Genomic DNA, 13,924 nt, shown 5'->3' with positions numbered 1-13,924 from the left:
CAAAACTGGCAAAGTGAGTTTTTGTCGGTTCTTTCCATTGTGGTGCTGACTATTTTTCTGCGTCAGAAAGGCTCTCCCGAGTCCAAACCGGTCGACGCACCCAACAGCCAGACCGGCGAATAAAGGAGCTAAACGACCACCCTTCAGGAAGCTAAAACCACCCGACACAATTCCTGAAGATCCAGCTGATCCGAAGGCGTCGTGTCTGCATTCAATACGCGCCTAACATACGCCAGCGCCGTTTGCGTATGCGTCGGCGCATCCGTCGCCACGCAGTCGGCAGGAACGTGGAGGTCGTATTCGCGCATGTAGGCATCACTGGCCGACAAGAGTACGCAGACATCGGCACTGATACCGGTCACGATTAAACGTTTGGCTTTCAGGTGTTCCAGCAACGTATCCAGCGTCGTCATGTAAAAAGCCGAATGCTTGGGCTTCAGCACAAAATAGTCTTCCGGATCGGGGCGCAGCAACTCGGCCAGCGGTTTTCCCCGAACGCCGTCGCGGAGGCAATGATCAACGACTTCATTGAAATCCGAGCGCCAGCGGCCGAAATTGTCGTTGACATAAACGACGGGAATGTTCAGCCGGCGGGCCTCGCATTTGAGTTTGGCAATGTTTTGGGCGGCTTCCAGAGCCGCAGGTAGCAACTTTTCCCCGTTCGGAAATTCAAGGTCATTGATCATATCGATGATTAACAGGGCGACCGGAAACGAGTCGGGGACATTTCCATGCAGATTCTCACTCATTGTTTTTACGAATTTCGGGCCAGTGAATTACATCAACTCGCAGGTTCCACGGCGAAGGTAACAAGACATCAACCGCATTATTTCAGGGGGATAAGCCCCTGGTAGCCGCATCCGTCTCGCCGGGGTGAACCTGATGTGGGACTTAACCAATAAAAAACGATTTGGTTGGAACTTAATGGATCGAATGAGCCAGAAACCCGAAAGACGAAAAAAAACCGGTCGATAGGAAATGGCGCGTTGGCAAAACGCTTTAAATGGGGAAGCCGTTTACCGGTATCAAATCACTCCTTCTATCCAACTCCATGAAACGTTCCATACTTCTCCTGTCCGGCCTGCTGGCGGTTTGTTTCGCCTGTACCAAAGATCACTTTTTTAATGTGATCGAGCCCGACCAAACGAGTTACGTGATTCCGGGTGAAACCTTTTTCCCGGAAGGAATTGCTTACGATGCCAAACAAGGCTTTTTTTATACCGGCAGCCTCACCAACGGCGACATCCTGAAGGTCGATGTCCGGACCGGCACCAACGTCCTCTTTGCGCCCGGTTCTGCCCAGGACCGAATGACGTGCAACGGCATGAAACTCGACGCGAAAGGCCGTTTGTGGGTGTGCGGAGGAACCCAGAACAAAATCCACGTACTGAATCCCGACGGTTCGCTGCTCAAAAGCTGGGATCTGACAACGTTCTCAGCAACCGGTTTTATCAACGACTGTATTCTGGATGAAAACTACGTGTACTTCACCGATTCGTGGAACAAACAGGTATACCGCACCAGCGTCGCCAGTGACATACCGGGCGAGATCGACCAATGGCTAACGTTCACAGACGCCCAGATTCCGTATGCGTCCACCGGCGTCAACGCCAACGGCATCGAAATGACGGACGACGGCCAGTACCTGATTTTGATTATTTCGCCCGTCGGCAAATTATACCGGATTGGTATTTCCGACAAAAGCATCGCCGAAATTCAATTGTCAACCCCCGTCACGGCGGGTGATGGTTTATGGCTCGAACAGCATACGCTGTATGTTTCCCGCAACGCCCTCAACCAGATTTTTCCGGTCGCCCTCAGCAGCGATTATTTACAGGGAACCGTCGGTCCGGGCTTCGGCGATGGACTGTTGTTCAATACGACCCTGGCCAAAGCCGGATCCTATTTTCTGGCCGTCAATGGGCAGTTAAACCGCCGAAGCGGCCCAACACCCCCGGTTCTGCCGTTCACGGTTTCCCGGGTCCCAATTCCGTGAACTGAAAAAAGCGCGGGCCGGTCAACGACTGCTTTCCCCATTTGATCGATAAAAAAACGATTCGCCGATCAGACGGTTATATTTGTATATAAGTAAATGACAATATAACCATGGGCCTTATTGATAAAGTACTTGAAAAATCGGCAAGCATGACGTTTCTGTCCGGTTGCAGCAATTATACCTGGCTGCATTTTACCGATGGCAAAAAAATGCTGGTCAGCAAATCGCTGGTTTTCTTTGAAACAAAACTAAATCAGTTCATTCGGGTGCATAAAACCGCCCTGATCAATCCGCTGTATGTTACCGGTTGGCAGGCTCCTCCGCGCTCTAAAATGGCGGGTGTGGTCACCATGATTTGCGGGACGGAACTGCCCGTCGGCCGCCGACGCTGGCACCAACTGGTTGACGCACTGACGACCGCCAACCGGCAAACCGCATTTACCACTCCGGTGAAGGAAGGCCGGACGGTTTTTCTGGTGACCGAAAGCGCCACAAAGGGCCAGTGGATTCAACACTGCCTCGAAAGTCAGTTCGACAATTGCCTCGTTGATCACGTCAACCGGGGAGAATATTTATATAAAATTCTGGAAGAACTGCCTGATCATCAGCTACCTAATCTGATTCTGCTGGATGCCAGTACCTCGACCAGTGACCGTCTGACAACCCTGCGGCAACTGAAGCAAAAACCGCGGATGGCCAGTATTCCGACGCTGGTGCTGGTGTCTGGGCAGAAGCCGGAAACGGTCAATCGCAGTTACGCGGCCTGGGCCAATTCCGTTGTGACGGTTTCCGAAGATCGCGGTATTTTTACCCAGACCATCAAACAGGTCGGGCGGTTTTGGCTGACCCTGGCCGCCCTGCCGGGCAAAACCGGTCGCCCGGAGCAGTTGCCGGCGTAACCGCCTACCGAAACTTTCGATGGTTCCCGATTCATCGCGGCCTCTCAGTCAGGCCTTCGCAGCCAGAAACTCCAAAAAGTGAGGCAACGGCCCCTGAGCTTCAAAATGTGATTAAACGGTCCCAGAGCCCGGTTTTTGGTAAGCCAAACAGCCGGAACGAACGGACCTACTCTCCGTTTATTGGTATCGATCAATAAGAATCGCCTGAATTGAGTTATCTTTAAGTAACCAGAATACGCCTTAAAAGCGGTTTTGTATTCCATGACCAACAAGCGACAAACCCAGCCTTTCGGCTTACGTAATAAAAAGGTGTTGATTATTGACGATAATGCCGATCAACACCTCCTGATCAAAAATGCCATGAACCGGTGTCTGCCCGAGCTCAAGCTGGTGCAAACGCTGACGGCGGATCAGGCACTCTCCTATTTATGTTCCTGCATTTCCGACGACTGGGAAGCTCCCGAACTCATTCTGCTCGATCTGTACCTGCCTACCCGGGAAGATGGCTGGCAAATTTTGCAGGCTATCCGGGCGTTGCCAGCCCCGCTCGGTCACATTCCGGTGGTCATGCTGAGTAGCTCAAATAAACCCGAAGACATTCAGGAAGCCTACCAGCGCGGGAGTTCCTGCTACCTGGTCAAACCGCTCGTTTTTACGGAATGGCTGGAAAGTTTTGAAATCATTCGGGAATATTGGTGGAATACCGTTGCCTTACCAAGTGTGCGTTTTGGCCTTTGAGCAGGCCCGACTCCGGTCAGTCAACCGGTTATTTTGCAAATAAACGCTGAATTTTCCCTATCAAGAATGCAATCCAGCTACCGACCAGCCTGCCATCGATCCGGAAGCTAAAAATCTTAGGTATCGAAGCTAGTCAGGACCAATGAGAATTGGTCCTGACTAGCTTCGATGCGGCAACTTCAGGGCCGCTGGCTCAGTTAGGGCCACTCCAACCAACCTAAAGCCAACTTTGCTGGTTATTGAAACGAGGGGCATACGGTTTTGACCCATTGCCCGAAATCAAAAACCGCCTGTCCAAACGGAATAGGCGAATCGTATTCCTACAGCCCATACGCCAACCCCGGCATCCATCCGGCTGATCCGGCGGTTTTTCAAACCATTTCGAAGGATTGCATTCGAACCCCAATTGGCTTATGACAGCAGATTCAAACAACCACCTCTGGTGGCAGGAAGGAGTGATTTATCAGATTTACCCCCGATCGTTTCAGGACAGCAACGGCGACGGCATCGGCGACTTGCAGGGCATTCTCGATCGGTTGGATTACCTGCAATGGCTGGGCGTGACGGCCGTCTGGCTCTCCCCCATCTACCCATCCCCGATGGCCGATTTTGGGTACGACATTTCCGATTACCAGGGCATTCACCCGCTGTTTGGATCGAAGGAGGACTTTAAAAGGCTCCTGGATGCGGTTCACCACCGGGGCATGAAACTGATTCTGGATCTGGTGCCCAACCATACGTCCGACCAGCATCCCTGGTTTCTAGAATCCCGATCCGCGCGCGACAATCCGAAGCGCGACTGGTACCTCTGGCACGACCCGCTGCCGGACGGTTCTCCTCCCAACAACTGGCTCAGCGTATTCGGTGGCAGCGGCTGGCAGTGGGACGAACCCACCGGGCAATATTACTACCACGCCTTCCTGAAAGAACAGCCGGACCTGAACTGGCGCAATCCGGAAGTGCGTCAGGCGATGTTCGATGTCATGCGGTTCTGGCTTGATCTGGGCGTCGACGGTTTTCGGGTGGATGTGATGTGGCACATGATCAAGGATCAGCAACTTCGCGACAATCCCGCCAACCCGGATTACCAGTCCTACATGGCAACGTATGAGCAGCTTTTGCCCGTTTACTCGACAGACCAGCCTGAGGTACACGATCTGGTACTTGAAATGCGGAAAGTCCTGGATGCCTACGACGATCGGTTGATGATTGGAGAGATTTACCTGCCCATTCATCAACTCGTGGCCTATTATGGGATCGATGGCAAAGGGGCCCATTTGCCATTTAACTTTCAGTTGCTGCTGCTACCGTGGGACTCCCGGCAAATTGCGGCCGCTATCGACCAGTACGAAGGGGTTTTGCCCGCCGGTGGCTGGCCCAACTGGGTGCTCGGCAACCACGACCAGCCCCGGATCACCAGCCGCGTGGGGAAAGAACAGGCCCGCGTGGCAGCCTTATTGTTGCTGACGTTACGGGGAACGCCAACTATTTATTACGGCGATGAGATTGGCATGCGTGATGTGCCGATTCCCTTCGGGGAAGTGCAGGACCCCCAGGGACTGAACATGCCCGACAAAAACCTCAGCCGCGATCCGGCGCGCACGCCCATGCAATGGGACAATAGCCCGAATGCCGGATTTACGACGGGAAAACCGTGGCTGCGACTGGCCGATCAGTTCCGCCGGGAAAATGTGCAGGCTCAACGGGACGATCCCTATTCCATGCTGACGTTGCACCGAAGGATCATCGGTCTTCGGCAACAGGAACAATCCCTGATGGTGGGGGATTATGTACCGGTTTTTGCCGATACGCAATTGATTGCCTATGTGCGACAGGCCAAGGGGTATCCCCGTTTCCTCATTATCCTGAACTTAAGCCATCGTCCTGCGTATTTTAAAACCAAAGACCCTACGCTCAAAGGCGTCGTCGAACTCGCCACCTATCCCGAACGGGAAGGGCAAACCGTCGGCGAATCCATCCAACTGGGCGGTGACGAAGGGGTCGTAATTCGATTGGATTAATAACAACTTGGAATGAAGCACATTGGAGCCGGTTTTGCCGGACCGGAGACGGTTGTCTTTACGGTCTGGGCACCGGAAAAAGACCGCATGACCGTACACCTCGTTCATCCGACCGACCGGGTGGTTTCGATGGAGAAAGACAACGAGGGCTATTTTAGCGTCACCATCGAAGGCATCCGGGCCGGTGACCGCTATTTTTTCCGGCCGGATGACGGCACCGATTACCCCGATCCGGCTTCCCATTTTCAGCCGGAGGGCGTTCATGGCCCGTCGGAGGTCGTGGATCATTCAGCCTATGCCTGGCAGGATCAATCCTGGCATGGACTGCCGTTCCGAGACCTGATTCTCTACGAACTGCACGTCGGTACCTTCACGCCGGAAGGCACATTTGAAGCCATCATCCCGCGGCTGGATGCCCTGGCCGAAACGGGGATCAATGCCCTTGAAATCATGCCCGTTGCTCAATTTCCCGGCAAACGAAACTGGGGTTACGACGGCGTATATCCCTATTCGGTACAGAATTCCTACGGAGGTCCCGAGGCATTTAAAAAGCTGATCGATGCCTGCCACGCGCGCGGTATTGCGGTTTTTCTGGATGTAGTCTACAACCACATGGGCCCCGAAGGAAATTATTTCAGCCAGTTTGGGCCCTATTTCTCCAGTAAATACCATACGCCCTGGGGTGATGCAATTAATTTCGACGGTCTCTGGTCGGATGGCGTGCGGGATTATTTTACCAACAATGCCATTTTCTGGTTGGAACAGTTTCATGTCGATGGCCTCCGGTTCGACGCCATCCACGAGGTGTTCGATATGGGAGCGGTTCCGATCTGGGTGCAGATTCACGATAACGTCAAACGCCTGGAGCAGCGGTTGGGTCGACCGCTTCACCTGCTCGCCGAATCCGACCTGAATGATCCCAAAGTGCTCAAAACGACCGAACTGGGCGGTTTTGGCTTCGACGCCCAGTGGCTCGACGATTTTCACCACGCGCTGTATGCATTACTGGACCACGATGGCAAAAACCGGTACGGCGATTTCGGTCGGCTGGAACAACTAGCCAAAGCCTACACCGACGGGTTTGTCATGAGTGGGGAGTACACCGCGTTTCGAAAGCGAAAATTCGGCGCGTCGTCGTCCGGCATTCCGGGCGATCATTTCGTCGTGTTTAACCTCAACCACGATCAGGTGGGAAACCGGGTCGGCGGGGAAAGGCTGTCGCTGCTGGTGGATTTCGAACGGTTGAAGCTGGCTGCGGCTGCCGTTTTTTTGTCGCCGTATGTGCCGCTACTCTTCATGGGCGAGGAATATGCCGACGAAACACCATTTTTTTATTTTGCCGATCATTCGGAAGAAAACCTGATTCAGGCCGTAAAAGATGGACGGAAGGCCGAATTTGCTGCTTTCAACGCTAATAATGAGCACATCGACCCGTTTCAGGAAATCACGTTTACAGACTCCAAGCTGCGCTGGGAAAACCGCACGAAAGGTAAACACCGGATCATGCTGGACTGGCACCGGACATTGATCGACCTCCGCCGGACCGAACCGGCCTTACAAAATGGAGCCAAAAATGGAATACAGGTTACCGTGCTAGGGTCGGCCGGTTTTGGGCTCCACCGGCAGGACCCGGCGGGCATGAATCACCTGCTGGGCTTATTCAATCTTTCTGAAGAAGAAGTGACCTATACCTTACCCGATTGGGTTTCGAACTGGCAGAAATGCCTGGATTCGAAAGAACCGCAGTGGCTCGAAAACGCCAAAATCGTTCAGGCGGTTTTACCTGAGCAACCGGAACCGGGTCAAACGCTCCAATTGCCGCCCCTCAGCGTAACGGTTTATCAAGGGATATCTGTCCTAACCTAGATTTTTAAGCAGACTTTCCAGCCGCGTAGCGACTAAATGGTTGTAGCAAAAAACCGATTAGGGCATTCTTTTTGGTACAACCATTCAGTTGCTATGCGACCCAAAAAGAAGTGTATATTTCTAGCTGTACCAACGAACTAAAGTCCTTGATAATCAGCAAATGGCCTGCACCCATTCCTGCTTTTTACAATGAGGGCAACGCGCCGAATCGCTGGCCCCAGCGGGTTGGGTATGTCCGCACCAGTAACACACTGCCCGATCCGGCACGGGCGTTTGCAGGGCAATAAATTCGGAATCCCATTCGGGCAGAATCGAGAGCCCAGGTTTCGGTTCGGGTTGTTGAATGAGGGTGAACGAGCCGTTGGCTTCCATATAGAGTCGTTTGACGCTTCCCAACTGCAACACGCCGGTTGAGCGCAACTGGGCAAACAACAATTCCCGCGTGATGCGCGAGCTTTTCATATTTTCAAGTTGCAGCACCGAATTCTCCACCAGCGTGGTGGCAATGTCCTGCGAGATTCCTTCGAATTTTTCGTTCCGGGCAGCCCAGTAAGAAATCAGGCGTTGAACTAAAATAACGACCAATGCGATGATTACGGCAGGCAGCAAACCCCGGCTGGGGTCCAATATCGGTACCCCGATGGCCGCTGCCAGCGAAATCAGGGCGGCCATTTCATTCCGGCTAAGTTGCGAGGCCATCCGACGGCCCATTAACCGCATGGAGCCCACCAGAATCAGGTAAACGGCCGCGGCCCGTATCAGAATTTCCAAGTAAAATAAACCGGGTACTTCGCCCACCAGAATACGTACCCAATCCGTGAAGTGAATCTCGTCTTTTTTCATAGATGTTTTTTACAAAACCGCATCGACCCATTGATTGGCCTGACAACTCGGACAGGGCTGGTTACCGGCCGATTTCGGTGCGGTAAACCCACAATGGGTGCAGGCTAGCGTCGGCACTTCCGTTGGCCGATGAAGCGAGTGAATTTCGTCGTCGTCGGGTGGTAGCACCGATAGCCCCGGTCGGTCTTTTTGATCCGGAAAAATACTGAACATGCCGTATGCTTCCAGGTACATGCGTTTGACCTTGCTCACGTTGTAAATCTTGCTGCTTCGCAGGGCTGAGTAAACCTGCTGGTGCGAAAGGCGGTTATCGGCCATGACGCTTACCTGAATGATACCGTCCTTGATCAACAGCGTTTCGGTTCCCTGAACAATGTGTTCGATTCTCCGGCTTTTATACCCCAGCAGGTTGGTGACGCGGAGGAAGGTCAGGGCGCACAGCAGCGCCACCACTCCGGACAGGATACCCCGGTCGGGGAGCTGCATGGCCGGAGAAACGATGGCTCCCAGCGTAAGCATAACGGCCATTTCCAGGTTTGTCAGTTGCCCATTCATGCGCTTCCCCAAAAACCGCAACACCACAATGAGCAGGCAATAGATTACAATTGTGCGAATCAATACTTCCAGTAGAAATTCGGCTGGCGCATTCCCGATTAAAATCCGTTGCCAATCCCCGAACTCGATGTCTTCTTTCTTCATACCGACTTAACTTTTCGGAAAGTCAGATGGCTATGGAAGGTCACAAAAATTGACAGGAATTGAGGGAATGAGCCCGATCCGGGCCAGTGAATCGGGAAATGCGCAAAATTTAGACGGTAGCCAGCTGGTGGTGTTACACCTTCTTATCGCAATAAAATCCGGGGTTATGAAGAAAAAAATGCTGCTTTTGGGTTTTGGCCTGCTGTTCGCCTGTCAATCACAACCAGCCGAAACCGGTTCCAAAGAAACGCCACCCGCACCGGTTCCAACCGATTTTATTCAAGAGTTGTGGTATAAAAATAGCCTGATCTACAGTGTTGATGTTGAAGTATTCAAAGACACCGACGGCAATGGCTTCGGTGATTTCAAGGGCCTGACCCAGCAACTGGATTACCTGAAAAAGCTGGGCGTCGATGCCATCTGGCTGGCCCCGTTTCAACCGACGCCTAACCGCGACGACGGCTACGATGTTTCGGATTTCTACGGCATCGACCCGCACCTGGGTACCGAAGCGGATTTTGCGGAATTTATGCAGCAGGCCGGTCAGCGGAATATCCGCGTTATGATGGACCTGGTAACCAACCACACCTCCGACCAGCACACCTGGTTTCAGCAGGCCATCCGCAATCCGGCATCACCCTACCGCTCCTGGTACGTCTGGTCGAAGGAATTGCCCAAAAAACACGACCGGGGCATGGTTTTTCCCGGTGTGCAGAAAACTGTGTGGACGTTTAACCCAACGGCGGGAGCTTATTTCTACCACCGGTTTTACGATTTTCAGCCCGATCTAAACATGCAGAATCCGGCTGTTCAACAGGAAATGCGGAAAATCGTTAAACATTGGCTTGACAAAGGCATTGCCGGATTTCGGGTCGACGCCGTTCCGTTTCTGATCGAAATTGCGAATCCGGATTTCGATCCCGACAAACCGGAGCACCAGTTCGATATGATTTCGAATCTGCACCAGTTTATTCAGTGGCACAAAAGCGACGCCATTTTGCTGGGCGAAGCCAATGTGGACCCGAAAGAGCAGGAACCGTATTTTGGCAAAGACGGGCAGGGCATGCAGACGATGTTTAATTTTTTTGCGAACCAGCACCTGTTTTACGCCCTGGCCACTGGCGAAGTAAATCGCTTGGCGAAAGCACTGGAGGACACGAAGGACATTCCGCCGACGGCCCAGTGGGCCCACTTTCTGCGGAATCACGACGAAATTGACCTGGGTCGTCTCAGCGAAACGGAACGGGATAAAGTCTACGCCCGTATGGGTCCCGACACCACCATGCAACTTTACGACCGCGGAATCCGCCGGCGGCTGGCTCCAATGCTGGGCGACCGGCGACTGATCGACCTGGCATATAGCCTGTTGTTTTCGCTGCCGGGAACGCCGGTGATTCGCTACGGCGAAGAAATCGGTATGGGCGACGATTTGCGACTAAAAGAACGCGAATCGATCCGGACGCCAATGCAGTGGTCGAATACCCCCCAGGGCGGTTTTTCAACGGCGGCCAAAACCGTGCACCCGGTCATTAGCCGGGGCGATTTTCAATACGCGAAAGTAAATGTAGCGGCTCAACTGGCGGATTCGGCGTCCTTGCTGAACCGGGTGCGGAGTCTGGCGCAGTTGCGGAAAAACTGTCCCGAAATTGGCTGGGGAAACTGGCAATTACTGCCCACCGACTCGCCGAACGTGCTCGCCATCCGGTACGACTGGCAGGGCCGGTCGTTGCTGATGCTGCACAATTTCAGCCCGAATCCTCAACGGTTTCGGCTGGCTACTGACACCAAAGCCGGGTTAAAGCTGGTTAGCCTGCTGGACAAAGCCGAAAACCGCCCCGAAAATGACGGCAAATACCCGATTCAGTTAACGGGATACGGCTACAACTGGTACCGGCTGCAAAAGTAAGCCGTTCGAAAGCTACAAAAACGACGAAAGCAGAAAAAGCTGGCGGTAAAAAACCGGGTGGCTGGCAATCCGAAAACCAGTTCCAGCCACCCGACTCCTTCTTCAAAGGTTTTATTGAAAGGCTTCCTTCAGCCGGCCGGCCGCAAAATCCTGCGCCTGAGCGGCTTTGTCTACAATTGCACTGGTGCCGAAAAATTCGTGCGTCGTGCCTTCATACATGCGGTATTCGGTTTTGACACCCGCGTTTTCCAGCGCTTTCTGCAACTGTTGACCTTCGGTTTGCAGCGGATCGATCTGAGCCGCGATGATCGTAGCCGGAGGTAAACCGTTCAGCTTTGCCACATCGACAAAAGTCATTTCCAAACGTGCGAAGAAGGATCGGCTACCGGTTTTGCATTAAAACCGGACCATTGCCTCATTGAACAACCAGCTTGGTTAACCAATGCCTGACACCTCCGGTTAGGTGTACAAAATCTGTTTCAACGCAAGGACGTGATTTCATGAAAGCAGGCGTATTCCATAAAATTGGTGATATCCGGTATGAAAACGTAGATGATCCCAAAATCGAACAGCCCCGCGATGCGGTTGTCCGAATTACTTCCACTGCCATTTGCGGTTCGGATCTGCACATCTACGATGGTTTTCTACCCCAATTGCAAAATGAAGTACTGGGCCACGAATTCATGGGCATTGTGGAAGACGTTGGCCCGGAAGTAACCCGACTGAAGAAAGGCGACCGCGTCATTGTACCTTTTACGATTGCCTGCGGCACATGTTATTTCTGCCAGCACGGTTTTCAGATGCACTGCGAAGCATCCAATCCCGAACACTACGGCCCCGACGGCGGGCTGACGACGGAAAAAGGGGGCGGTTTGTTCGGCTATTCCGACCTCTACGGGGGTTACAACGGTGGACAGGCCGAAGCCGTGCGCGTTCCCTTTGCCGATTACGGGTTGCGTCATGTCCCACAGGAACTAACCGATGAGCAGGTCCTGTTTCTCACCGATATTTTCCCGACGGGCTGGAGCGCCATCGAATGGGGTGAACTGAAAGGGGGCGAAACCGTGGTCATTTTCGGGTCGGGGCCGGTGGGGCTAATGGCCCAGAAAGCCGCCTGGTTGCAGGGTGCGGGCCGGGTCATTGCCGTTGATCCGCTCAATTACCGGCTGGATCGCGCCCGGAGCGTCAATCGGGTTGAAACCATTAATCCAGACGAAGTGGACGTCATCCAAGCGATTCGGGAGATGACCGGTGGCCGGGGTGCGGATGTCTGCGTCGATGCGGTCGGAATGGAAGCCAGCCGGTCGTTTATGGAAAAGGCCAAAGCCGTTATCAATTTTGAGAAAGGAACCAGCAAAGTACTGGAACTGTGTTTTCAGACCGTGCGCCGGGGCGGAATTGTTCCGGTGGTTGGCGTCTACGGCAGTCCTTTTGACAACTTCCCGCTGCACCGGATTTTCGACAAGGGGCTCACCATGCGGTTTGGTCAGTCGTTCGTACACGAACGCATCGATGCGCTACTGGATCTGGTGGTTCAAGGCAAAGTAGTGCTGAATGACATCATCTCGCACACGCTGCCGCTGTCGGAGATTTCAAATGCCTATGACATTTTCAAAAACAAGGAGGACGACTGCACCAAGGTGGTTCTCAAACCCTGAATGGCCAACCCATTTTCCACACTATTTCTATTTTTCCGATTCAATCGTACATGAAAAATTTTCTCCCAACCATTCTGCTCACGGGGCTATTTGCCTTTGTTTCAAGTTCCTGCACCAAGGACCATCTGATTGACGCCCAAATTCCCGAAACCAACAAAGAGCCAACTTCGGCCAGTATCCAGGGCAATGTTTTTGAACCGGCGCTGGTCGACGCTACCGACGAACGGGTGGCACAGCTGAAAGTACCGACCGGTTTTCACATTGCCAAATTCGCCGATCAGCTCAAAAAGCCCCGGATGCTGGCGGTCAGTGCTTCTGGAAATGTGTATGTAACGAGTCGGGAAGCGGGTACGGTAACGTTGCTGCGGGATACCAACGGCGATGGAAAAGCCGATCAGACGGAAGTCGTTGCCGATATCAAGGCTGTCCACGGCATTACCATTCATGAGGGCAAAATGTATCTGGTGACCGTGAAGGAGGTATACCGCGCCGATATAAACGGCGATGGCACGCTGGGAAGCCGTCAGTTGCTCATTAATAACCTGCCCGATGGCGGTCAACACCCAAACCGTACCATCGGTTTTGGGCCGGATGGCCTGATGTACCTGACCGTTGGCAGTACCTGCAACGCCTGCGCCGAACCCAACGCCGAAAACGCCACCATTCTGCGCGCCAACGCCGATGGCACCAGCCGGATCATTTATGCCAGCGGACTCCGCAACACAATCGGTTTTGGCTGGCACCCGCAAACCAACGAACTCTGGGGGCTCGACCACGGCATCGACTGGCTGGGCGATGAGCAGCAGAAGGAAGAACTCAACCAGATCAAACAGGGCGCTTTCTACGGCTGGCCATACATTTACGGCGACGGCAATTACAACCCTCACCCCCGCCCGATGGGCGATACGACCTACGCCCAGATTCTGGCTAAAACCACCTTACCCGGTTTTTCGTACGAAGCCCACGCGGCTCCGATGGGGCTGGTGTTTTACCAAGGCACGTCGGGCGGTTTTCCAGCAGAGTATCAGAACGATGCATTGGCCACCATGCGCGGCTCCTGGAACCGGACGAAGCCATCAGGTTACAAGGTCGTACGGGTGCATTTTGAGAATGGTAAACCCGTTCGCATCGATGATTTCGTGACCGGTTTTCTGGTGAACGACAACCGGGCGCAGTTTGGGCGGCCCGTCGGTATTGCAACCCTGCCGGATGGTTCGCTGCTGTTTACGGATGACAATAATGGGGTGATTTATCGGGTCAGTTACCAGCCATGATCGGGGCTGGTCAGGACCGTATCC

General features: G+C 53.4%; 13 protein-coding genes. 9 read left to right on the top strand and 4 right to left on the bottom strand.

The window, feature by feature from the left end:
- Positions 1-123: DUF6766 family protein (locus tag EHT25_RS33360; protein WP_374756144.1), on the top strand; the 123-nt coding region annotated here is incomplete at its 5' end.
- Positions 124-143: 20 nt separating this feature from the next.
- Here the strand turns inward: EHT25_RS33360 and EHT25_RS15965 are convergent.
- Positions 144-749 (bottom strand): cysteine hydrolase family protein, encoded by a 606-nt coding sequence (locus EHT25_RS15965; RefSeq protein ID WP_124876059.1) that lies wholly within the window; start codon positions 747-749, stop codon positions 144-146.
- 302 nt (positions 750-1,051) lie between these two features.
- Here EHT25_RS15965 and EHT25_RS15960 point away from each other — a divergent pair, with 302 nt between their 5' ends.
- From EHT25_RS15960 to treZ, 5 genes are all read left to right on the top strand, one after another.
- The gene (locus tag EHT25_RS15960) at positions 1,052-1,996 is read left to right on the top strand and encodes an SMP-30/gluconolactonase/LRE family protein (protein ID WP_185731380.1); all 945 of its coding nucleotides are present in this window, start codon (positions 1,052-1,054) and stop codon (positions 1,994-1,996) included.
- A 110-nt stretch (positions 1,997-2,106) separates the two neighbouring features.
- On the top strand, positions 2,107-2,895 hold the full coding sequence (locus EHT25_RS15955; RefSeq protein ID WP_124876057.1) for a LytTR family transcriptional regulator DNA-binding domain-containing protein: 789 nt from the start codon (positions 2,107-2,109) through the stop codon (positions 2,893-2,895).
- Positions 2,896-3,156: 261 nt separating this feature from the next.
- Positions 3,157-3,633 carry a response regulator gene (locus EHT25_RS15950; protein WP_124876056.1) on the top strand — a complete coding sequence of 159 codons (477 nt, stop codon included), beginning with the start codon at positions 3,157-3,159 and terminating at the stop codon, positions 3,631-3,633.
- A gap of 413 nt (positions 3,634-4,046) precedes the next feature.
- Entirely contained in the window at positions 4,047-5,654 is a 1,608-nt protein-coding gene (locus EHT25_RS15945) for an alpha-amylase family glycosyl hydrolase (RefSeq protein ID WP_124876055.1), read from the top strand.
- Positions 5,655-5,666: 12 nt separating this feature from the next.
- Positions 5,667-7,520, top strand: a complete 1,854-nt coding sequence (treZ, locus tag EHT25_RS15940) for a malto-oligosyltrehalose trehalohydrolase (protein ID WP_124876054.1) — start codon at positions 5,667-5,669, stop codon at positions 7,518-7,520.
- Between the two features lie 153 nt (positions 7,521-7,673).
- On the opposite strand, the gene EHT25_RS15935 is transcribed toward treZ, so the two are convergent.
- Positions 7,674-8,363 carry a DUF421 domain-containing protein gene (locus EHT25_RS15935; protein ID WP_124876053.1) on the bottom strand — a complete coding sequence of 230 codons (690 nt, stop codon included), beginning with the start codon at positions 8,361-8,363 and terminating at the stop codon, positions 7,674-7,676.
- Between the two features lie 9 nt (positions 8,364-8,372).
- A complete protein-coding gene (locus EHT25_RS15930) occupies positions 8,373-9,062 on the bottom strand; it encodes a YetF domain-containing protein (RefSeq protein WP_124876052.1) in 690 nt (229 codons plus the stop codon).
- Between the two features lie 166 nt (positions 9,063-9,228).
- On the opposite strand from EHT25_RS15930, the gene EHT25_RS15925 reads away from it, so the two are divergent.
- Entirely contained in the window at positions 9,229-10,968 is a 1,740-nt protein-coding gene (locus EHT25_RS15925) for an alpha-amylase family protein (RefSeq protein ID WP_124876051.1), read from the top strand.
- 111 nt (positions 10,969-11,079) lie between these two features.
- On the opposite strand, the gene EHT25_RS15920 is transcribed toward EHT25_RS15925, so the two are convergent.
- Complete coding sequence (locus tag EHT25_RS15920) at positions 11,080-11,325, bottom strand: alpha/beta hydrolase (protein ID WP_229311564.1); 246 nt, start codon at positions 11,323-11,325, stop codon at positions 11,080-11,082.
- Positions 11,326-11,468: 143 nt separating this feature from the next.
- On the opposite strand from EHT25_RS15920, the gene EHT25_RS15915 reads away from it, so the two are divergent.
- Together EHT25_RS15915 and EHT25_RS15910 are read left to right on the top strand one after the other, a co-directional pair.
- Positions 11,469-12,626, top strand: coding sequence for a zinc-dependent alcohol dehydrogenase (locus EHT25_RS15915; protein ID WP_124876049.1), 1,158 nt, complete (start codon positions 11,469-11,471; stop codon positions 12,624-12,626).
- Positions 12,627-12,676: 50 nt separating this feature from the next.
- Positions 12,677-13,900, top strand: a complete 1,224-nt coding sequence (locus EHT25_RS15910) for a PQQ-dependent sugar dehydrogenase (protein WP_124876048.1) — start codon at positions 12,677-12,679, stop codon at positions 13,898-13,900.
- Positions 13,901-13,924 lie beyond the last annotated feature (24 nt).

The sequence above is a fragment of the Larkinella rosea genome, from assembly GCF_003858635.1.
In the GTDB taxonomy this organism is placed as follows: Bacteria; Bacteroidota; Bacteroidia; order Cytophagales; family Spirosomataceae; genus Larkinella; species Larkinella rosea.
Note: the sequence above shows the minus strand (reverse complement) of the source record. Positions and strands in the feature narration are given on the sequence as shown.